Annotated in this window: 16 protein-coding genes; 10 read left to right on the top strand and 6 right to left on the bottom strand. The window is 72.3% G+C overall.

The window, feature by feature from the left end:
- The first annotated feature begins 274 nt into the window (after positions 1–274).
- The 8 genes from ACZ516_RS31970 to ACZ516_RS31935 all read left to right on the top strand — a co-directional run bounded on the left by ACZ516_RS31970 (position 275) and on the right by ACZ516_RS31935 (position 7,072).
- Complete coding sequence (locus ACZ516_RS31970) at positions 275–1,054, top strand: amino acid ABC transporter ATP-binding protein (protein WP_358582035.1); 780 nt, start codon at positions 275–277, stop codon at positions 1,052–1,054.
- Positions 1,055–1,099: 45 nt separating this feature from the next.
- The gene (locus ACZ516_RS31965; RefSeq protein WP_358582032.1) at positions 1,100–2,020 is read left to right on the top strand and encodes a glutamate ABC transporter substrate-binding protein; all 921 of its coding nucleotides are present in this window, start codon (positions 1,100–1,102) and stop codon (positions 2,018–2,020) included.
- A gap of 96 nt (positions 2,021–2,116) precedes the next feature.
- On the top strand, positions 2,117–2,764 hold the full coding sequence (locus ACZ516_RS31960; protein ID WP_361076488.1) for an amino acid ABC transporter permease: 648 nt from the start codon (positions 2,117–2,119) through the stop codon (positions 2,762–2,764).
- Positions 2,761–3,711 (top strand): amino acid ABC transporter permease, encoded by a 951-nt coding sequence (locus ACZ516_RS31955; protein WP_358582026.1) that lies wholly within the window; start codon positions 2,761–2,763, stop codon positions 3,709–3,711. Before ACZ516_RS31960 ends, ACZ516_RS31955 begins: the two co-directional genes overlap by 4 nt.
- A 265-nt stretch (positions 3,712–3,976) precedes the next feature.
- Entirely contained in the window at positions 3,977–5,695 is a 1,719-nt protein-coding gene (locus ACZ516_RS31950) for an FAD-dependent monooxygenase (protein ID WP_469013084.1), read from the top strand.
- A 112-nt stretch (positions 5,696–5,807) separates the two neighbouring features.
- On the top strand, positions 5,808–6,065 hold the full coding sequence (locus ACZ516_RS31945) for a putative leader peptide (RefSeq protein ID WP_469013083.1): 258 nt from the start codon (positions 5,808–5,810) through the stop codon (positions 6,063–6,065).
- Positions 6,066–6,146: 81 nt separating this feature from the next.
- On the top strand, positions 6,147–6,686 hold the full coding sequence (locus ACZ516_RS31940) for a cupin domain-containing protein (RefSeq protein WP_358582018.1): 540 nt from the start codon (positions 6,147–6,149) through the stop codon (positions 6,684–6,686).
- Positions 6,677–7,072: a rhodanese-like domain-containing protein gene (locus tag ACZ516_RS31935; protein WP_467466755.1), complete on the top strand. Its 396-nt coding sequence runs from the start codon at positions 6,677–6,679 to the stop codon at positions 7,070–7,072. The genes ACZ516_RS31940 and ACZ516_RS31935 overlap by 10 nt, the downstream gene beginning before the upstream one ends.
- A gap of 70 nt (positions 7,073–7,142) precedes the next feature.
- Here ACZ516_RS31935 and ACZ516_RS31930 read toward each other — a convergent pair whose 3' ends face one another.
- The 6 genes from ACZ516_RS31930 to ACZ516_RS31905 all read right to left on the bottom strand — a co-directional run bounded on the left by ACZ516_RS31930 (position 7,143) and on the right by ACZ516_RS31905 (position 14,780).
- Positions 7,143–9,689, bottom strand: a complete 2,547-nt coding sequence (locus ACZ516_RS31930) for an FtsX-like permease family protein (protein ID WP_469013081.1) — start codon at positions 9,687–9,689, stop codon at positions 7,143–7,145.
- Positions 9,686–10,501, bottom strand: a complete 816-nt coding sequence (locus tag ACZ516_RS31925) for a helix-turn-helix domain-containing protein (RefSeq protein ID WP_469013079.1) — start codon at positions 10,499–10,501, stop codon at positions 9,686–9,688. The genes ACZ516_RS31930 and ACZ516_RS31925 overlap by 4 nt, the downstream gene beginning before the upstream one ends.
- Positions 10,502–10,645: 144 nt before the next feature.
- A complete protein-coding gene (gene recX / locus ACZ516_RS31920; protein ID WP_469013077.1) occupies positions 10,646–11,428 on the bottom strand; it encodes a recombination regulator RecX in 783 nt (260 codons plus the stop codon).
- A gap of 3 nt (positions 11,429–11,431) precedes the next feature.
- Positions 11,432–12,556, bottom strand: coding sequence for a recombinase RecA (gene recA / locus ACZ516_RS31915; protein ID WP_361088106.1), 1,125 nt, complete (start codon positions 12,554–12,556; stop codon positions 11,432–11,434).
- A 602-nt stretch (positions 12,557–13,158) separates the two neighbouring features.
- Positions 13,159–14,433, bottom strand: coding sequence for an AI-2E family transporter (locus ACZ516_RS31910; protein ID WP_469013076.1), 1,275 nt, complete (start codon positions 14,431–14,433; stop codon positions 13,159–13,161).
- A 152-nt stretch (positions 14,434–14,585) separates the two neighbouring features.
- The gene (locus ACZ516_RS31905) at positions 14,586–14,780 is read right to left on the bottom strand and encodes a DUF3046 domain-containing protein (RefSeq protein ID WP_358582006.1); all 195 of its coding nucleotides are present in this window, start codon (positions 14,778–14,780) and stop codon (positions 14,586–14,588) included.
- A 79-nt stretch (positions 14,781–14,859) separates the two neighbouring features.
- On the opposite strand from ACZ516_RS31905, the gene ACZ516_RS31900 reads away from it, so the two are divergent.
- Together ACZ516_RS31900 and ACZ516_RS31895 are read left to right on the top strand one after the other, a co-directional pair.
- A complete protein-coding gene (locus ACZ516_RS31900; RefSeq protein WP_469013074.1) occupies positions 14,860–15,891 on the top strand; it encodes a hypothetical protein in 1,032 nt (343 codons plus the stop codon).
- A 146-nt stretch (positions 15,892–16,037) separates the two neighbouring features.
- Entirely contained in the window at positions 16,038–20,714 is a 4,677-nt protein-coding gene (locus tag ACZ516_RS31895; protein ID WP_469013071.1) for an ATP-dependent helicase, read from the top strand.
- The last annotated feature ends 352 nt before the right edge of the window (positions 20,715–21,066 follow it).

Below are 21,066 nucleotides of genomic sequence, written 5' to 3'. Positions count from 1 at the left end.
ACGGGCCCCCTCCAATTCATCCGTGGTTCGACCGTGGCCGGTACTCGCGCGAGCGCACCAAGGCATCCACGCCGATGGATAAGGACCGCGTCAAGAGGGTTCGGGTCACGGACACGTTCCGTTATCCAGCCGGTACGGACATCGTGGGCCCTCTTCACACGGAGTGTCCGGTTGCGGCCGGATCGTTATGCTCAATTTCCCCTCAGATGTAATGACGCTGGTCGCACTGGGTGATTACTGTCCTCCCCAACCGAGGAGGATGGAGCAACAAGCCGTGACCGAAGTATCGGTGACCAAGGACGCCATACCGCCCGGGGCGGACGACCTGGTCGTGCTGAAGAACGTCAACAAGCACTTCGGCGCTCTGCACGTCCTCCAGGACATCGACCTGACCATCGCCCGCGGCGAGGTCGTCGTGGTGATCGGCCCCTCCGGGTCGGGCAAGTCGACCCTGTGCCGCACCATCAACCGCCTGGAGACGGTCGACTCGGGAGACATCTCGATCGACGGCAAGCCGCTGCCCCAGGAGGGCAAGGAGCTGGCCCGTCTCCGTGCGGACGTGGGCATGGTCTTCCAGTCGTTCAACCTTTTCGCGCACAAGACGGTGCTCGAGAACGTGACGCTGGGCCAGACCAAGGTGCGCAGGACCGGCAAGGCGGAGGCCGAGACGAAGGCCCGCGCCCTGCTGGACCGCGTGGGGGTCGCCTCACAGGCCGACAAGTACCCCGCGCAGCTCTCCGGCGGTCAGCAGCAACGTGTCGCCATCGCACGCGCGTTGGCGATGGACCCCAAGGTGATGCTCTTCGACGAGCCCACGTCGGCGCTCGACCCGGAGATGATCAACGAGGTCCTCGAGGTGATGCAGCAGCTCGCCCGCGACGGGATGACGATGATCGTCGTCACCCACGAGATGGGCTTCGCCCGGTCGGCGGCGAACCGTGTCGTCTTCATGGCGGACGGCCGGATCGTCGAAGAGGCCACGCCGGACCAGTTCTTCAGCAACCCGCGCAGCGACCGGGCCAAGGACTTCCTGTCGAAGATCCTTAAACACTGAGGCTTCACGCCGTCTCAACTCCAGTCGAATCAGAGGATGTTCCCCATGAAGCTCCGTAAGTCCGTTGCCGTGGCGGCGGCCGTCGCCGCGCTCTCGCTGACCGCCACCGCCTGCGGCGGCAAGGAGGGCTCCGCCGGCGACAAGCCGCAGGGCCCGGACAGCAAGGACACCAAGGCCCTCAGCTACACGGTCAAGAAGGACGTGTCGCTCGACTCGTCCGTCTTCAAGGCGGCCAAGAAGCGCGGCAAGCTGATCGTCGGCGCCAAGGCCGACCAGCCGTACCTGGGCTTCGAGGACCAGTCGACCAAGGAGCGGTCCGGCTTCGACATCGAGATCGCGAAGATGATCGCGGCGGACCTGGGCTTCTCGGCGAAGCAGATCGAGTACAAGACGGTCGACTCCGGCGCCCGGGAGACCGCGGTCTCCAAGGGCGACGTCGATCTGATGATCGGCACGTACACGATGAACGACGAGCGCAAGAAGCAGATCGACTTCGCCGGGCCGTACTACCACGCCGGCGCCTCCCTGCTCGTCCGCAAGGACGAGAAGGACATCAAGGGCCCGGAGACCGTCCGCGGCAAGAAGGTCTGTTCCATCGTCGGCTCCACGCCGCTGCAGAACATCAAGAAGCCGAAGTACGGCGCCAAGGTGACCGAGCTGTCCAAGTACTCCGAGTGCGTGGCGCAGATGCTCAACGACCAGGTCGACGCCGTCACCACCGACGACGCCATCCTGATGGGCTACGCGGCGCAGAACCCGAAGAAGCTCAAGGTCGTCGGCAAGCCCTTCTCCGACGAGCCCTACGGCGTCGGCCTCAAGAAGGGCGACAAGGCCCTGCAGAAGGCCGTCGCGGACGCCATCAAGGCGCACCAGGAGAACGGCGACTACAAGAAGGCCTTCGAGGCCACCCTCGGCAAGTCCGGCTCCGAGTACAAGGACCCGCCGGCCTTCACCGACCCCAAGTAGGACCCCCGCGCCCCGCTTCGTACGGCCGACACGTCCGTACGGGGCGGGGCGTCCTGTGAGCCCATCGCCGCCCGACCGCCCTCTCGCGGAGAATTCATGAACGTACTGACCGACAACCTGTCGCTGTTCCGCGAGGGGTTCATCGGCACCGTGGAGCTGACCGCGGTCAGCGGGGTCATCGCCATGGTGCTCGGCGTGATCATCGCCGCATTCCGCGTCTCCCCGGTGCCGCCGCTGCGCGTCTTCGGCACCCTGTGGGTGAACATCCTCCGGAACACCCCGCTGACGCTGCTGTTCCTGGTGGCCTTCTTCATCCTCCCGAAGATCCTCTTCCCGGACATGGACTCCTTCGTGCTCGGCGTCGTGGCGCTGGGGTTCTACACCTCGTCGTTCGTGGCCGAGGCACTGCGCTCCGGCATCAACACCGTGCCGATGGGCCAGGCCGAGGCGGCCCGCGCGATCGGCATGAGCTTCACGCAGGTCATGCGGGTGGTGGTGCTCCCGCAGGCCACCCGTGCGGTGGTCGCCCCGATGGGGTCGATCTTCATCGCCCTGACGAAGAACTCCGCCATCGCGGGCAGCTTCGACAACGTCGACCTGTTCAACGTCGCCAAGACCCTCAGCAACGAGGGCTACGACATAGCCATGATCTTCGTCTGGATCACGGTCGCGTACCTGATCATCACGTACGCCATCAACGGCGCCTTCCGGCTGTTGGAGCACCGCATGGAGGTCGCCCGATGAGTGCCAGTGTCCTCTTCGACGCACCCGGGCCCAAGGCCAAGGTCCGCAACCGGATCTACTCCATCGCCGGCACCGCGGCGGTCCTCGGCCTGATCGTCTGGGCCGTCCTGCGGCTCAACGAGAAGGGCGAGTTCGAAGGCGCCCTGTGGGACATCTTCAATTACTCCGGCATCCGCGAGAACATCTTCGAAGCGCTCCTGGCCACGCTCAAGGCCTTCGCGCTCGCCGCGGTGCTCTCGCTGGCCTTCGCGGTCGTGCTGTGTGTCGGCAGGCTGTCCGAGCACCGGGTGGTGCGCTGGGCCTCGGTGATCTTCATCGACCTCTTCCGGTCGATCCCGCTGCTGATCACGATCTTCGCCCTGTGGGTCGGCATCGTCGGCGACGTGACGCCGTTCTGGGCGCTGGTCCTCGGCCTGTCGATCTACAACGGCTGCGTCCAGGCCGAGGTCCTGCGCGCGGGCGTGAACGCCGTGCCGAAGGGCCAGCGGGAGGCCGCCTACGCCCTGGGCATGAGCAAGACGCAGGTGACGGCCGGCATCCTGTTCCCGCAGGCCGTGCGCTCCATGCTGCCGACGATCATCAGCCAGCTCGTGGTGACGCTCAAGGACACCTCGCTCGGCTACATCATCCTCTACCCCGAGCTGCTGTACTCGGCGCGGCTGATCGCCAACAACACCCCCGTGAACGGCACGTACCCCTTCGTCCAGACGGTCGCGGTCGTCGGTGCCATCTACATCGGGCTCTGCCTGGCGCTCTCCTCGCTGGCCACCTGGATCGAGAAGCGCGGGCGCCGCACCAAGACCGGCATCGTGGTGGCCGCCGCGGCGGAGCCCGCGGAGACGCCCGCCGTACTGGACGCGGCCACGCCGCTCGGCCCGACGGTGGCCACGGAGGCGGACAAGGGCCCGACCGACGACACCAACGGATCGGTTGGGAAATCCAACTGACGTAGCGTCGACATAGTGTGGGGGGTGGCCACCGAGCCGCCCCCCACACGCGTCTCCCTGGGCCCGCCTCCCCCTCCCGGCAGGCCGCTCCGCCGTTACTTCCTGGTGAACGCCACTGCCGTCGTCACTTGACGCAAGCACCGGCAATGGGTTGCATACGTTCTGTGATCGTGCACCGGGCTCCAACTGCCAGCTCCTACAGGTACGTCCAGCGCTTCCGAGCAGCCCGGACCCTCGGCTCCCGACGGGCCGGAGGGTGTGTGCCGTGGACCCGGTGATCGTCGTCGGCGCGGGACCCGTCGGCCTCGCCCTGGCTCTCGCCCTCGCCCGCCACTCGGTGCCCACGGTGGTCCTGGACGACGGTCCCGGCAAGGACGAGCAGCGCCTGGCGCGGACGGTCGTGCTCCGGGAGGACACCGCCGGCTTCGTGGAACGGCTGGTGGGCCACTCGCTCGGTGATCCGCGGTCGGGTGCGCGCTGGACCAATTGGCGGTCCCTTCGGCGCAAGCAGGTGATGCGGGAGCTCTCCTTCGGGGACGAGGTGCCCGCCCCGCTGCACGTGCCGCAGCACGTGCTGACCGGTGCGCTGCGCGACGCCATCGCCCACGAGCGCCTGGTCGAGATGGCGGTGGGGAGCAAGCTCGACGCCCTGGAACAGGACTCCTCCGGAGTGACCGCCCACACGCGCGGGCCGAAGGACACGTGGTGGCGAGGCAGTTACCTGGTGGGGTGCGACGGGTCCCGCTCGACGGTGCGCAAGCTGCTCGACATCCGCTTCCCCGGCCGTACGGCCGTCGAGCGACACGCCGTGGCAGCACTGCGTACGGAACTTCCCTGGCCCGGTGAGGCGTTGCTGCACCGGATGCCTCCGTGGCGCGGCGCGGGCGCCGAGGTGACCGGGCGCCCGCTGGCGGACGGGGTGTGGCGCCTCGACTGGCTGCTGCCGCCGCGCGGCGAGCTGGTGACCCCCGACGCCCTCGTCCAGCGGATCCGGGAGACCCTTGCCGGCTGGTGCGGGGGTGCCACACCGCCGTACGAACTGCTCGACACCGGTGTCCACCTCGTCCACCACCGCCTCGCCCGCCGGTGGCGGGTCGGCCGCTCCTTCCTCGCCGGGGACGCCGCGCATCTGCTCGGCGCGCTCGGCACGCAGGGACTCGACGAGGGGCTGCGGGACGCCGACAACCTCGCGTGGAAGCTGGCGTTCGCCTGGCACCACGGCGAGCGCGACGCGCTGCTCGACAGCTACCAGGCCGAGCGGCGGGCCGGCGTGGCCGCGCGCCTGCGCGCCGCCGACCAGTCGCTGCCGGTCCTGCGGGGCGGCAAGGGCCTGCGCTCCTACGTGCCCGGGTCCGCGCGCGGGCACGACGCGCTCCTCACGGACGGCCACGTGGGGCGCGGGCCGCTCGGCGCGCCCTCGTCGTACGCGCACTCGCCGCTGGCGCCCGCGCCCTCGGAGTCCGAGGTGGCGGTGGGCACGGAGGTGGGCGCGCCCGTGGCCGATGTGCGGGTGACGGCGCCCGACGGCTCGTTCGTCCAGCTGCGGGAACGGCTCGGGTTCGGCCGGCTCCTCGTCCTCCTGGTCGCGCCGGGCACCGTGGTGTGGGAGCGGCGGCACTGGGTGACGGCCGGGATCATGCCGCGCCTCGCCGCCGCCGTCACGGCGCTGCCGCACCCCGCCGAACTGCTCGTCGCGGAGAGCTACCCCGGGGCCGCCGCGCACTCGGTCCTGCTCATCCGCCCCGACGGCCACCTGGTCACCGCGCTCTCCGGAGTGCGCCCCGCCGAGCTGTACGCGGCGGCCGAGGCGGCGGTGGGCGGCGCGAAGCCGGTGAGGCGCGCCGCCAAGGACGGGGCCGGTGAAGCGGCGGACGCCGGTGACGACGCCCAGCGGGACGGTGGCGGTGACGGTGGCGGGGAGACCCGAGTGAGCGCGGAGGGGAGCAGCGGGGCCAAGGCGCGGGCGGGGCGGCCGGCGAAGTGAGGGGCGGTGGCGCGGGCGGGGCAGTTGGCGGTGTGCGGGAGGCGGAGCCAGAGGCGGGGCGGCCGGCTTCGTTGCGGGCGAGGCGCCTGGCGTCGTTGCGGGCGGGGGGCCGGTGTGGTTGCGGGCGGGGCACCCGGCGTCGTCGCGGGCGGGCGGCCGGCGTCGTTGCGGGCGAGGCGGCCGGTGTGGTTGCGGGCGGGGCGGTGACCGATCGCCGGGACCCTGGCGACCGCATGCTGAGCAGCAGTTGACCGCCTCCCACCTCCATGGTCTACTCCGGATCGTGACCGACACCGATGTGCGCCTGTGGCGGAGGGTCCACATGGACCTCGTCCGCTACGCGGGCTGCGTGTGTCTCCCGTCCTGCTGATGCCGCGTCTGTCATCCGCGCGCTGAGCGCCTTCCCGCGGCCTGCTCGCGCGCTCTTCAGCGAACTTCCTGGACGGTACCCGTGTCTGTTTCCGCCATCACTCCCTCGCGCACGCCCGCGCGCCCGACGGCTCCCACCGCCGCCGAACTCCTCGACTTCGTACGCCGCAGCGCGGCCGACGCCCGGCTCATCGCCTCCCTGCCGCTGGACCCCGAGGGCCGCACCTGGGTGCGCCTCGCGGGGCCGGGCGGCAGCGAGGCCTGGCTGATCGGCTGGCCGCCGGGCAGCGGCACCGGCTGGCACGATCACGCGGAGTCGGTCGGCGCGTTCCTCACCGCGGCCGGCACGCTCAAGGAGAACTCCCTGGCCGTACGTCTGCCCACCGACGGCTGGAAGACCCTGGAGCTCTCCGAGGACGTCGACCGGGAACGAGAACTGGCGCGCGGTCAGGGCCGTGCCTTCGGCCGCAACCACGTACACGAGGTGCTCAACGAGTCGACCACCGAGCACGCCATCTCCGTACACGCGTACTACCCGCCCCTGCCCCGGATCCGCCGCTACAGCCGCACCGGCGAAGTGCTCCGCCTGGAGTCCGTGGAGCGCCCGGAGGACTGGCAGTGAGCGAACAGCCGCTCGGCATCGACGCGTTGCTGGAGCGCGTACGGCGCGACCTCGACCGGGTCACCCCCCAGGAGGCGTACGCGCTCTCCGAGGACGGTGGTCTGCTCGTCGACATCAGGTACGCGGCCCTGCGGGAACGGGACGGGCTGATCCCCGGGGCGCTGGTCGTCGAACGCAACGAACTGGAGTGGCGCCTCGACCCCCAGGGCTCCCACCGCGCTCCGGAGGCCACCGGCCACGACCTGCGAGCCGTCGTGATCTGCAACGAGGGGTACGCGTCGAGCCTCGCGGCGGCATCGTTGCGGCAGCTGGGGCTGCGGCACGCGACCGATCTGATCGGCGGCTTCCAGGCGTGGCGAGCGTCGGGTCTCCCGGTCACACCGTGAACGCGACGGGTGGGCGCACCCGGCCCTCGTCGGCCGGATGCGCCCACCCCTGCGTACTGCCTGGGGCGCGCTACTCCTTGGCCGTCGCCACCGTGACCGGGAGCGGCCGCAGGGCGGCGCGGCCGGGCAGCGCGGTCGCCACCAGGGCGAGCAGCCCGGCGACCGCGATCACGGACAGGTACACCAGCGGTGTGACCGTCGGCGCCGCACTGCCCGTCATGCCCACGCTGAACGCGGTCAGGACGGCGAGGGCCACCCCGCTGCCGAGGGCCGTGCCGATGAGCAGCACCGCCAGCGCCTCCGTGCGCAGCATCCGCAGCACCTGGCGGCGCGTGGCGCCCGCGAGCCGGAGCATCGCGAACTCGCGGACGCGCTCGGACACCGACATCGCGAGGGTGTTGACGACCGCGATGGCGGTGAAGGCCAGGACGAGACCCATGGCGATCAGGTTCACGTCGGCGTTGGCCTGCCGGCGCTCCGCCCGAAGGCTGTCGGCGGCAGCCGGGTCCAGCACGTCGATCCCCGGGAACTTCCGCACGGCTCCCGCGAGTTGTTCCCGCGTACGGTCGCTCTTGACGAGGGCCGTGATGGCGAGCGGGTTGTCGACGTGGCGGGCGACCAGGTCGTGCGCCATGGTCAGATCGCCGAACCCGAGCCCGCGGGCGTACACGGCGCGGACGGTCAGTTCGGCCTTCGTGCCGTCTCCGAGCGTGAACTTGAGCCTGCTGCCCGGCTTCAGTCCCAGGCGGTCGGCGGCCAGTTCGCTGACGGCGGCGCTGCCCTCGCCGAAGCCCTGCAGGGAGCCGGCGGTGACGTCGGGATCCCAGGTCCTCCGGAGGCCTTCGGGCGTGACGCCCTGGGCCGGGTACTTGTCGAGCCCCACGCGCACGGTGGTGCGGACGACCTCGGTGACGGCCTCGACGCCTTCGGTCCTACGAAGTTCCCGCGCGGCCTGCGCCGGGATGCCCGGCCCCTGCGCGGCGAGCACCCAGTTCGCGCGGGTGCCCTCGCGGGCCTCGGCGCCGGCCGCGGTGTCCAGGGTGGGCTGGATGAAGAGGACGGTGCAGGTCATGCCGGTGAGGAGGGCGAGCGGGGTGACGGCGGCGGCCAGCCGGGCCGCGTTGCCGCGCAGGTTGGCGTGCGCGAGCTTGCCCGCGGGGCCCGTCAGCCGGAGGGGACCGCGCAGCAGGGCGGCGGCCGCCCGGACGGCGAACGGGCCGAGGAGCGCGATGGCGCAGGCGAAGACGACGACGGCAAGGAAGGTCACGGGAGTCGAGGCGGCCTCGGTGCGCAGCATGCTCAGCACGACGACCAGGACGGTGCCGCCGACGAGCAGGAGCAGACCGGCGATGATCCGGCTCCAGGCCGGCCGTGCCGGCTCGGTGCGGGCCTCGGCGAGGGCTTCGGCGGGCCGGATGCGGACGATCCGGCGCCCGGCGACGCGGGCGGCGGCCCAGGCGCCGAGCAGGGTCGCGCCGATGGCGGCGAAGGGCGGCAGGACGCTGACGGTGTGTTCGAGGGTGGCGGGCACGGTCCCCGTCTCCACGAACCGCAGGTACAGCCAGCCGCCGAGCGGAAGCCCGGCGAGCGATCCGATGACGCCCGCCACGGCTCCGATGAGCAGCGCCTCGCGCCCGAGAAGCCTGCGGATCTGCTTCGGCGTCGCGGCGACGGCACGCAGCAGGGCGAGTTCGCGGTGGCGCTGCTGGACGGAGAGGGCGAAGGTGCCGACGACCACGAGGACGGCGACCAGCAGGGACGTGCCGCCCATGGCACCGCCCATGCTGACGAGCTTGACGCGGGCTCCGGCCGCGTCGAGGAATTCGACGGGGCCGCGGTCGTCGCCCATGTTGACCCGCGCGGTCGTGCCGTCCAGAGCGTGCTGGAGGGACTCCTTGAGATCGGCGGCGTCAGTGCCCCTGGCCGGGACGACACCGAACGCGGTGACCTTGCCGGGGTGCGCCGCGAGCCGCTCCGCCTCCGCGGAGGAGAAGAAGAGCGAGGTCTGGTGGGCGAGGACGCCGTCCTTGGGGGCGGCGATGCCCGTCACGCGGTAGCTGCGGGGGCTTCGCGTCGACTGGACGGTGAGCCGGTCGCCGGGCGTCAGCCCCGCGCGGTCGGCGAGAGCACGGTCGATGACGAGGTCACCGGCCGCCCGCGGGGCGCCGCCCGCGACGAGACGGAAGGGGGTGAGCGCGGCGGAACTCCAGGCGTGCCCGTACGCGGGTCTGTCACCGCCTCTCGCCGCGGCGGGCGCCAACGGCTGGGCGAGGAAGGTCAGTTCGGGTATGACCCTTTTGACTCCCGGGGTCTTCTCGATCCTGTCCCCGATGGCGGCGGCCGGCAGCCACGCCCGTTCCGCGAGGGGTTTCGCCTTGTGCTTGACCTTCGTCTTGCCCTTCTTGTGCTTGACCGTGGTCCGGTGGACGTTCTGATCGGCGGAGACGAGCACGGGGGCGGCGGCGTAGCGCTCGGTCTTGATGGTGCCGCGCAGGCCGGTCTCCAGAAGGGTGCCGCAGGCCGTGATCAGTGCGGCCGCGCACATCAGCGCGAGAAAGGCGCCCAGAAATCCGCCTTTGCGGTCTCTGACGGTCTGCAAGGCGTAGCGCAGCATCATGAGGGTTCGGTCTCTCTTCGGTTGTCGCGGGAGGCGGCGGGCACGGCGGCGGCGGCTGGCGCAGGTGCGGGCGCGGGTGCGGGGAAGGCCAGGAAGCGGGTGAGCACCGTGCGGGCGCGGTCCGGGGTGTCGGCGTCGGGCCGCTTGTAGCGGTTGAGCAGCGCGATGTACTCCTCGAAGAACTCGCGGAGTTCGGGGAAAGTCAGCCGGATCGTGCCGCGTGCGTAGGGGAACGCGTCGACCCACTCGCCCGGTTCGGTGTCCGCGTCCCGCTGCGCCTGTTCGAAGAGGTCGAGGTCGGCGGCGTACGAGTGGCGGTTGAGTTCGTCCATGACGAGCCGTGTCTCGCCGCTCTGCCGGCTCCGCGGCGGAAAGCGGCGGTCGCCCGGGAGAGCCCGCCACCAGCGCTCGCGTCCGTGCCCGGAGCCCGGTGTCTCCTCGACGAAGCCGTAGCGTGCCAGCTCGCGCAGGTGGTAGCTGGTGGCGCCGGTGTTGAGGCCGAGGGCCCTGGCGAGCGTCGCCGAGGTGGCCGGGCCATGCACGGTGAGGTGGTGCAGCATCTGCTGCCGCCGCGGCTGTGCGAGCGCCTTGAGCACGCGGAGGTCGGACAGTTCTTCCGGGGGCGGGGGCCGCCCCGGGACGGGCGACGAGGCCGGGGCGGAGGCCGGGGCCGGGGCGGACGCCGGGACCCGGGCCGGGGCGGGAGCCATCGGAACCCGGTCGGAGGCCGTGTCCGTGGCCGAGCCGGAGTCCGCGCCGGGGGCCGTGTCGGGGGCCTGCGCCGTGTCTGTGGTGCCGGGTGCCTGTGCCATGCGTACACAGTCGCTTGTGCACAGGTTCCTGTGCACTGCGGTGGCCCGGCGTCTCCGCAGGGGGGTTAACCCCACCCCGCGGAGCGCTGGTCGGGGTACGTGGATCGTTCCGGTTGCCGCTCCACCCCCGTGGGAGCGGCCCGCTCAGAACGTCTCGTGCCCCAAGTCCTCCGTGTCCTCGCCCTCTTCCTCCAGGGCCTGCCGGACCACTCTGAGCGCCATGCCCTCGCCGTAGCCCTTGCGGGCGAGCATGCCCGCAAGGCGACGCAGCCGCTTGTCCCGGTCGAGGCCGCGCGTGGAACGAAGCTTGCGGGCGACGAGCTCGCGCGCGGTCGCCTCCTCCTGCTCCGCGTCGAGCTGTCCCACGGCCTCGTCGATCAGCGTGGATTCCACGCCCTTGGTGCGCAGCTCCCTGGCGAGCGCGCGGCGGGCCAGGCCCCGGCCGTGGTGCCGGGACTCCACCCAGGCGTCCGCGAAGGCGCTGTCGTCGATCAGACCGACCTCTTCGAAGCGGGAGAGGACTTCTTCCGCCACGTCGTCGGGGATCTCCCGCTTGCGCAGCGCGTCGGCGAGCTGCTTGCGGGTGCGAGCGGTACCGGTGAGCAGGCGCAGACAGATCGCCCGCGCCCGCTCGGCCGGGTCCCCCGTGGGCGGCTCCCCCTTCTCGGCCCTCGACGAGGAAGGGGAGCCGCTGTCCTGGTGGTCACCGAAGCCGCCACGGCGTCGACGGCGCCCGCCGCGCCGGCCGGTGCCGTCCTCCTGGTGAGCGTCACCGCCCCAGAAGCCGGTGCCGTCCCCCTCATGGAAGTCACGGTCGGCGCCCCGCCCGGCGCCGTCCTGCTCCACACCGTCCCCGTGGCCCCGCCCCGCCGCGCCGGGGCGGCTTTCGGGGGCGGTGTGGTCCGCCCAGTCGGTTCGTCGCGTCACGGGCTAGCTCTTGGCTGTCGCGGCCTTGGACTTGGTGGCCTTGGCCGCCGGCGCGGGCACCGTCTTGGCGGCGTCCTCGACCGGGGTCACAGCCGCCGCGTCCACGCCCGGCTCGACGGCCGGGGCCTCGGGCCGCACGCCGACGCCCAGCTTCTCCTTGATCTTCTTCTCGATCTCGTTGGCGAGGTCGGGGTTGTCCTTCAGGAAGTTGCGGGCGTTCTCCTTGCCCTGGCCGAGCTGGTCGCCCTCGTACGTGTACCAGGCGCCGGCCTTGCGGACGAAGCCGTGCTCCACGCCCATGTCGATCAGACCGCCCTCGCGGCTGATGCCCTGGCCGTAGAGGATGTCGAACTCGGCCTGCTTGAAGGGCGGCGCGACCTTGTTCTTGACGACCTTGACGCGGGTGCGGTTGCCCACCGCGTCCGTGCCGTCCTTCAGGGTCTCGATACGGCGGATGTCCATGCGCACCGAGGCGTAGAACTTCAGCGCCCGGCCACCGGTCGTGGTCTCCGGGGAGCCGAACATCACGCCGATCTTCTCGCGGAGCTGGTTGATGAAGATCGCGGTGGTCTTGGACTGGTTGAGCGCGCTGGTGATCTTCCGGAGCGCCTGGCTCATCAGACGGGCCTGCAGACCCACGTGCGAGTCGCCCATCTCGCCCTCGATCTCCGCGCGCGGCACCAGCGCGGCGACGGAGTCGATGACGATGAGGTCGAGGGCGCCGGAGCGGACCAGCATGTCGACGATCTCGAGAGCCTGCTCGCCGTTGTCCGGCTGGGACAGGATGAGGTTGTCGATGTCGACGCCGAGCTTCTTCGCGTACTCGGGGTCGAGGGCGTGCTCCGCGTCGATGAACGCCACCGAGCCGCCGGCCTTCTGCGCGTTCGCCACCGCGTGCAGCGTGAGGGTCGTCTTACCGGAGGACTCCGGTCCGTACACCTCCACCACACGGCCGCGCGGGATGCCGCCGACGCCGAGCGCGACGTCGAGCGCGGTCGATCCCGTGGGGATGACCTCGATGGGCTCGTTCGGCCGCTCGCCCATGCGCATCACTGCGCCCTTGCCGAATTGCCGTTCAATCTGTGCGAGCGCGGCGTCGAGCGCCTTCTCGCGGTCGGTTCCTGCCATGGGTTCCACCCGATTTGCTTGTGTCGATCGCTTCACGTCAAAGACGCTAACGCCTGCCACTGACAATCCGCCTCGACGCCCGTCCAGCCTGTGGATAACTCGAGGCCATCCCTCACCGAAATCCTCCGGAGCGTGCCAGGGATCCCCCTCGCACCCCCGGAAAATCGCCGCCGGACACCCCATGAGAATGGATGTTCGATTTCAGTGTCAAGCGGGGCTCGCCGCCCCAGCGGCGGGTGCACTCGTGCGGGGCCGCGAGGCAGCCCGACCCCTGGCCCGGGCGAGGTGCGCCGGGCAGAATCCAGCGCTGTGGTGATCACCGGGGACGAACTCAACCGGGCCACCCTCAGCCACCAGCTGCTGCTGGAACGTGAGCCGCTGACCGTCCAGGCCGGCCTACGGCGTGTGGTCGCACTCGTGGCGGCCGGAGCAGGTCCGCTGCCCGCGGGAGGGGCAGACGGGTCTACGGCCGACATCACCACTGGTGGGCCACGTTCCCCGCAGCCCGCCTCGACGACGCCGAGGTCCGCCTGCTGCCCCTGTGAGCAGTGGTTCCTCCCGTCACCGGTGGCTCCTTCGAGACCCCGCGCAGGCCGCGGGACCTACGGTCGCCCGCCCGGTTCCGGACGGGTCTCGGACTCCGCCGCCGCCCCCGGGTCGTTCGGCCCGCGCAAGGCGCGCCGCACGCGCGCGAGGAGGGGTGGCCCGACCCGGCGCCGGTGGCCGTGCACCCTGGGGTCGTCCGTGACGTCGTACCTCTTCACGTACGCCCCAAGGAAGGCCTGCAGGGTCGCGACGGCGGGGATGGCGATGAGCGCGCCGACCGCGCCGAGGAGCGCCGTCCCCGCGATGACCGAGCCGAAGGCGACCGCGGGGTGGATGTCCACGCTCTTGGCGGTGAGCTTGGGCTGGAGCACGTAGTTCTCGAACTGCTGGTAGATCACCACGAAGATCAGCACCCAGAGCGCGTACCAGGGTTCGACCGTGAAGGAGATCAGCATCGGCAGGGCGCCCGCCAGATACGTGCCGATCGTGGGGATGAACTGGGAGACCAGGCCCACCCACACGGCGAGCACGGGCGCGTAGGGGACGTCGAGCGCCTGGAGCAGGATGTAGTGGGCGATCCCGGAGATCAGGGCCATCAGGCCGCGGGAGTAGAGGTAGCCGCCCGTCTTGTCGACCGCGATCTCCCAGGCGCGCAGCACTTCGGCCTGCTTGGCCGGCGGCAGCACCGAGCACAGGGCGCGCCGCAGCCGCGGCCCGTCGGCCGCGAAGTAGAACGAGAACAGCAGGATCGTCAGGAGCTGGAAGAGGCCGCCGAGAACCTGCGCGGAGACGTCCAGGACGCCGCTGGCGCTGTTCTGGACGTACTTCTGCAGCCAGTCGGAGTGGACCAGGCTGTCCTGCACCTCGACGCGCGACAGCTCAGTGTGGAACGTCTGGTTGATCCAGCTGATGACCTTGTCCAGGTAGTCGGGGAAGTCCTCGACCATGTCCACGATCTGGCCCGCGAGCATCGAGCCCATCAGCGTCACGAAGCCCGCGCCCGCGATCACGACGCTCATGAAGACGATGAACGTGGCGAAGCCCCTGCGCAGGCCCCGCGCGGCCATCCAGCTCACCGCCGGCTCGACGGCCAGCGCCAGGAAGAACGCGATCAGAACGTTGATCAGCAGTCCGGTCAGCTGGTGGAAGGCCCAACTGCCCAGCTGGAAGCATGCGATGAGGGCGAGGGCGAACACCATGGCGCGCGGCAGCCACCGCGGCATGCGGGCGCCGCTCCCCGCCTGTGCCCCGGAGGGGGGCTGAGCGGGCGGCCTCGTGCCGGGCGGGGCGGTGTCCTGGGTGACCTGCGCGGTCTCGTCTGTGGGTGCCACGGGGCCAGTCTCGCCCACTCCGGCGCCAATCGGTCGCCGCCCCTGTGTCTTGTGACGGCCCGCGCACCCCCCGAGGAGTACTCACGCGCGCGTGGCGTCACCCGGCGGCAGCCGTGCCCTCCGTGGCCGACGCTTCGGTGAGCCGCCTGGGGTCAGCGTTTTTCGGGCGGTACGTCCATGGCCGCGCAGACCGCACGCCAGACGTCCTTGGCCTCCCAGCCGGCGTCCAGCGCCTCATGGACCGTCCGGCCGCCCAGTTCCGCCATCACGTGATCGCGCGCGAAGGAGTCGGCGTACCCCGCTCCGAAGTGGGCCGCCATCCGCTGCCAGAAGACCGTCAACCGCATGCCTCCAGTATCGCGCCCCTGAGAGTGCAGCCCCGCGCAGGGGGCTCGGCGAGGGCCCATTCCGCCCTACGGTCGGGACATGGCCGAAACCGGAGCATCCCCCGACCCCGTGCCCTCCCTTGACCGCGTGCCGTCCCTGGACCCCGTGCCGTCCCTCGGCACAGGGGCCTCCCCCGACACCGGGCCCTCCCCCGCGGCGGCCTCCTCGCCGCTCGCCCGCGCCGAGCGCTTCGTCTGGCTCACCGCGCGTGTCCTGGAGCAGCGGCGGTTCACGTACCACTTCCACGACGGCGGCGACCGGGCCGCGGACGCCGTGGAGAGTGCCCTCGCCGCGTACGCCACCGAGGACGGGGGGTACGGCTACGGACTCGAACCCGATCTGCGCGGCCCCGTGAGCCAGCCGCTGCACACCGGACACGCGCTCCGGGTCCTGGACTCGATCCGGCGCTGCGGCGGGCAGCGGGTGGAGCGCGTCTGCCGCTGCCTGACGTCCCTTTCGACGTCGGAGGGTGCTCTTCCCGCGATCCATCCCAGCCAGCGCGGCTACCCTTCGGCGCCGTTCGCGCCTGTCGTGGACGATCCTCCCGGCGAGCTGCTCTCCACCGGTCCCGTGGTCGGGTTGCTGCACCGCAACGAGGTGTGGCACGCCTGGCTCTTCCGGGCCACCGACTTCTGCTGGGCCGCCGTCGAAGCGCTGGAGAAGTCACACCCGTACGAGGTGCAGGCAGCCGTCGCCTTCCTCGACGGCGCACCCGACCGCCCGCGCGCCGAGGCCGCCGCCGACCGCCTCGGCCGCCTCGTGCGCGAGCAGCGGCTGGCCGCGCTGGACCCCGACGACCTGGCCGCGTACCCCGTGTCGCCGGGGTACGCGCCCGGCGAGCACCACTTCGCGCACGACTTCGCGAGGGTCCCCGAGTCGCTCGCCCGCGCCTGGTTCACCGACACCGAGATGGAGCGCTCGCTGGACTTCCTGGCGCGGGAACAGCAGGAGGACGGCGGCTGGCCCGTCCGGTGGCGGCAGTGGGCGCCGACCACGGCCCTGGAATCCCGGCCGATCGTGACCATCGAGGCGCTGCGCACGCTACGGGCCCACGGGCGGTCCATCGGCTGAGGAGCGACTTGCGCACCGTGCCGGGAAGCGGGACCCCCGTGATCGCCGCGCGGGCGCCACCCCCTCCGGATCCATTCCGCAACCCGCCCGCGACACCGTTTGCGCAGGTCGACGCCGTTGTCAGTGGCGGGGTGCACGATGGGGGCATGGTCAGCTCCGCGTCCGGTGCCCACGGCGCCCTCGACGAGTTCTCCCCCGCGACCCGCGGCTGGTTCACGGGGGCCTTTTCCGCGCCCACCTCCGCCCAGGCCGGCGCCTGGCGGGCGATCGCCGAGGGTTCCGACGTGCTGGTCGTCGCGCCGACCGGCTCCGGCAAGACGCTGGCCGCGTTCCTGGCCGCACTCGACCAGCTCGCCTCGACCCCGCCGCCGGCGGACCCGAAGAAGCGCTGCCGGGTGCTGTACGTCTCACCGCTGAAGGCCCTCGCCGTCGACGTGGAGCGCAATCTGCGCAGCCCGCTCACCGGCATCCGTCAGGAGGCCGTGCGCCTGGGCATGCCCGAGCCCGAGGTGCGCGTGGGCATCCGTTCGGGCGACACCCCCGCCGCCGAGCGGCGCGCCCTGTCCACCCGCCCGCCGGACATCCTGATCACGACCCCCGAGTCGCTCTTCCTGATGCTCACCTCGGCCACCAGGGAGGCGCTCACCGGCATCGAGACGGTGATCCTCGACGAGGTGCACGCCGTCGCGGGCACCAAGCGCGGCGCCCATCTCGCGCTGTCCCTGGAGCGGCTCGACGAGCTGCTGCCCAAGCCCGCGCGCCGCATCGGCCTGTCGGCGACCGTGCGGCCGGTGGACGAGGTGGCGCGCTATCTCTCCCCCAAGCGCAAGGTGGAGATCGTCCAGCCGCCGTCCGGCAAGAAGTTCGACCTCTCGGTGGTCGTCCCCGTCGAGGACCTGGGGGAGCTGGGCGGCTCCCCGGTCGCCGACTCCGGGGACGGCACGGGTGCGGCGGCCGAGCGCCCCTCCATCTGGCCGCACGTCGAGGAGCGCATCACCGACCTGGTCCAGGCACACCGCTCGACAATCGTCTTCGCCAACTCCCGCCGCCTGGCGGAGCGCCTGTGCAACCGCCTCAACGAGATCGCGTACGAGCGGGCGACCGGCGAGGCCCTCCCCGAGGACCACTCGCCCGCCGAGCTGATGGCCGAGTCCGGCGCCGCCAAGGGCGCCCCGCCCATCCTGGCCCGCGCCCACCACGGCTCGGTCTCCAAGGAGCAGCGCGCGCAGGTCGAGGAGGACCTGAAGGCGGGCAGGCTGCCGGCCGTGGTCGCCACGTCCAGCCTGGAGCTGGGCATCGACATGGGAGCGGTCGACCTGGTCGTGCAGGTCGAGTCGCCGCCGTCCGTCGCCTCCGGGTTGCAGCGCGTGGGCCGCGCGGGCCATCAGGTGGGCGCGGTCTCGACCGGCGTCGTCTTCCCGAAGTACCGGGGAGACCTCGTCCAGGCCGCCGTGGTCACGGAGCGGATGCGGACCGGTGCCATCGAGTCGCTGCGCGTTCCGGCCAACCCGCTGGATGTGCTGGCGCAGCAGCTGGTGGCGATGGTCGCGCTCGACACCTGGCAGGTCGACGACCTCCTCACGGTGGTCCGCAGGGCCGCCTCCTTCGCCTCGCTCCCGGAGTCCGCGTTCACGGCCGTCCTGGACATGCTCGCGGGCCGCTATCCCTCCGACGCCTTCGCCGAGCTGCGTCCCCGCGTGGTCTGGGACCGCGTGGCGGGCACGATCACCGGACGGCCGGGCGCCCAGCGGCTGGCGGTCACCTCCGGAGGCACGATCCCCGACCGCGGCCTCTTCGGGGTCTTCCTCGCCGGCGCCGACCCCAAGAAGGGCGGCGGCCGCGTCGGCGAGCTGGACGAGGAGATGGTCTACGAGTCGCGGATCGGTGACGTCTTCACGCTCGGCACCAGCTCCTGGCGCATCGAGGACATCACCCGTGACCGTGTGCTCGTCTCCCCCGCCCCCGGCGTCCCGGGCCGCCTGCCCTTCTGGAAGGGCGACCAGCTGGGCCGCCCGCTCGAACTGGGCCGCGCGCTCGGCGCCTTCCTCAGGGAGGTCGGCGCCCTGTCACCGGGGGCCGCGCGCGAGCGGCTGCTCGCCGCGGGCCTCGACTCCTGGGCCGCCGACAACGTGTTGACGTACCTCGCGGAGCAGCGCGAGGCCTGCGGGCACATCCCGGACGACCGCACGATCGTGGTCGAGCGGTTCCGCGACGAGCTGGGGGACTGGCGGGTCGTCGTGCACTCCCCCTTCGGGGCCCAGGTGCACGCCCCGTGGGCGCTCGCCCTGGGCGCGCGCCTGACCGAGCGGTACGGCATGGACGCGCAGGTCATGCACGCCGACGACGGCATCGTGCTGCGCCTGCCGGACGCCGACCTGATGGGCCTGGACCTGCTCGACCAGAACCCCGCCGAGCCCGCCGTCGAGTACGACGCGGAGAAGGCGCCCATCGGGGCCGGTGACGTCGCCTTCGACAAGGGCGAGGTCAACCAGATCGTCACCGACCAGGTGGGCGGCTCGGCCCTGTTCGCCTCCCGCTTCCGGGAGTGCGCCGCCCGCGCCCTGCTGCTGCCGCGCCGCAGCCCCGGCAAGCGCACCCCGTTGTGGCAGCAGCGTCAGCGGGCCGCGCAACTGCTCGAAGTGGCGAGCGAGTTCGGTTCGTTCCCCATCGTCCTGGAGGCCGTCAGGGAATGCCTCCAAGACGTCTTCGACGTGCCGGGCCTCACCGAGCTGATGGGTGACATCGAGTCCCGCAGCGTGCGCCTCGTCGAGGTCACGACCCCCGAGCCCTCCCCCTTCGCCCGCTCCCTCCTTTTCGGGTACGTCGCCCAGTTCCTGTACGAGGGTGACTCCCCGCTGGCCGAGCGGCGCGCGGCGGCCCTCTCCCTGGACTCCCACCTGCTCGCCGAACTGCTGGGCCAGGCCGAGCTGCGCGAGCTGCTCGACGCGGACGTCCTGGCCGAGCTGGAGCAGGAGCTGCAATGGCGCACGGGGGACCGCCGGGTCAAGGACCGCGAAGGCGTGGCCGACCTGCTGCGGCTGCTCGGACCGCTCACGGAGGCCGAGCTGGCCGAGCGCGGCGCGGAGCCCGAGTGGGCCGCCGAGCTGGCGTCAGCGCGCCGCGCCATCCGCGTGCGGATCGCCGGGGCCGACCACTGGGCGGCGATCGAGGACGCGGGCCGCCTGCGCGACGCCCTCGGCACCGCCCTGCCCGTGGGCGTACCCGAGGCGTTCACCGAGCCGGTCAAGGACCCCCTCGGCGACCTCCTGGCCCGCTTCGCCCGCACACACGGCCCGTTCACGTCCGCCACGGCCGCCGCGCGCTTCGGTCTCGGAGCGGCGGTCACCGACGGCGCGCTGCAACGCCTCGCGGCGAACGGCCGGGTCGTCCAGGGAGAGTTCCACCCCGCGGGCATCGGCCAGGAGTGGTGTGACGCCGCGGTCCTGCGCCGCCTGCGCCGCCGCTCCCTGGCGGCCCTGCGCCATGAGCTGGAGCCGGTGCCTCCCTCGGCACTCGCCCAGTTCCTTCCGCAGTGGCAGCACTTGAACGGCCACGGCCTGCGCGGCGTCGACGGCCTCGCGCGGGCCATCGAGCAGTTGCAGGGGGCCACGGTCCCAGCGTCCGCGCTCGAAAAGCTCGTCCTGCCCGCACGCGTCTCCGGCTACACCCCGGCCATGCTCGACGAACTGACCGCGGCCGGGGAAGTGGTCTGGGCCGGCGCCGGGTCCCTGCCCGGAAAGGACGGCTGGGTCTCCCTCTACCTCGCCGACACCGCGCCCCTGCTCCTGCCTCCCCCGCACCCCCTGGAACTCACCGCGCTGCACCAGTCCGTCCTGGACACCCTCTCCGGGGGGTACGGCCTCTTCTTCCGGCAGATCGCCGACCAGGTCCGCGCCACCACCCACCCCGAGTCCTCCGACCCGCAACTGGCCGACGCCCTCTGGGACCTGGCCTGGTCGGGGCGGCTCACCAACGACACGCTCGCCCCGATGCGCTCGCTCCTGGGCTCGGGCCGCACCGCGGGCGCCACCGCCCACCGGGCCAGACGAGGCATCCCGCGCGGGCGCTACGGCACGCTGACCGCCGCCGCGCGCACCGCCTCCCGCACCGGCCCGCCGACCGTGGCGGGCCGCTGGTCGCTGCTCCCGCCGCGCGAGCCCGACCCGACGCTGCGCGCGCATGCCCTGGCCCGCTCGCTCCTGGACCGGCACGGCGTGGTCACGCGGGGCGCGGTGGCGGCCGAGGGCGTGGAGGGCGGCTTCTCGGCGACGTACCGCGTCCTGTCGGCCTTCGAGGACAGCGGCCAGGCCCGGCGGGGCTACGTCGTGGAAGGGCTCGGCGCGGCCCAGTTCGCGATGGACGGCGCGGTGGACCGCCTGCGGGCCACGGCGAACTCCCGGGAGCGCACGGAGGGCGCGCGCTCCTCCGACGCGCAGGCCGCCGTCGTCCTCGCCGCCGCCGACCCCGCCAACGCGTACGGCGCGGCGCTGCCCTGGCCCGAGCCGCCGACCGGCGCGAGCCACAAGCCGGGCCGTAAGGCGGGCTCCCTCGTCGTCCTGGTCGACGGCGAACTGACGCTGTACATGGAGCGCGGCGGCAAGACCCTGCTGGCCTGGCCCGCCTCCCCCGGGGAGCCGGCCGCGGAGGACCCCCGGCTGCCCGCGGCCGCCGGCGCCCTGGCCGCTGCCGCCCGAGCGGGCTCCCTCGGCACGGTCACCGTGGAGCGGGTCAACGGCGCCGCCGCCCTGACCTCCCCCTTCGCCCCCCTCCTGGAAGGAGCCGGCTTCCTGGCCACACCCCGGGGTCTACGACTGCGGGCCTGACGGCGCCTTCCACCGGGCTTGGTCGTGCTGCTCGGGGTGGCGCCGGGCACGCTCCACCCCGCCCGGCGGGGCAGCCAGGCCCGCGTCTCCCCACCCTGCGAGGCCGGGCAGCCAAGCCTGCGTACCTCTACGCCGCCCGGCGGGGCAGCCAGACCGGCACATCCCCACCCCGCCTGCCCATGCGGCCTAGCAGCCAGACCCGCGTACCCCTACCCCGCCAGGCCGAGCAGCCAGACCTGCACATCCCCACCCCGCCTGCCCAGTCAACCGGGCAGCCAGGCGACGTACCCCTACCCCACCCGGCCGAGCAGCCAGGCCTGGCACATCCCCACCCCGCCCGACCAGGCAACCG

The sequence above is a fragment of the Streptomyces sp. NPDC034037 genome (assembly GCF_055575715.1).
This window is presented reverse-complemented; position numbering and strand designations above follow the sequence as displayed.

Bases quoted from the DNA above. Each gene is read 5' to 3' on its own strand.
- ACZ516_RS31895 (WP_469013071.1), top strand. From the start codon at position 16,038: ATGGTCAGCTCCGCGTCCGGTGCCCACGGCGCCCTCGACGAGTTCTCC.
- ACZ516_RS31900 (WP_469013074.1), top strand. From the start codon at position 14,860: ATGGCCGAAACCGGAGCATCCCCCGACCCCGTGCCCTCCCTTGACCGC.
- ACZ516_RS31925 (WP_469013079.1), bottom strand. From the start codon at position 10,501: ATGGCACAGGCACCCGGCACCACAGACACGGCGCAGGCCCCCGACACG.
- ACZ516_RS31960 (WP_361076488.1), top strand. From the start codon at position 2,117: ATGAACGTACTGACCGACAACCTGTCGCTGTTCCGCGAGGGGTTCATC.
- ACZ516_RS31905 (WP_358582006.1), bottom strand. From the start codon at position 14,780: ATGCGGTTGACGGTCTTCTGGCAGCGGATGGCGGCCCACTTCGGAGCG.
- ACZ516_RS31955 (WP_358582026.1), top strand. From the start codon at position 2,761: ATGAGTGCCAGTGTCCTCTTCGACGCACCCGGGCCCAAGGCCAAGGTC.
- ACZ516_RS31965 (WP_358582032.1), top strand. From the start codon at position 1,100: ATGAAGCTCCGTAAGTCCGTTGCCGTGGCGGCGGCCGTCGCCGCGCTC.
- recA (WP_361088106.1), bottom strand. From the start codon at position 12,556: ATGGCAGGAACCGACCGCGAGAAGGCGCTCGACGCCGCGCTCGCACAG.
- ACZ516_RS31930 (WP_469013081.1), bottom strand. From the start codon at position 9,689: ATGATGCTGCGCTACGCCTTGCAGACCGTCAGAGACCGCAAAGGCGGA.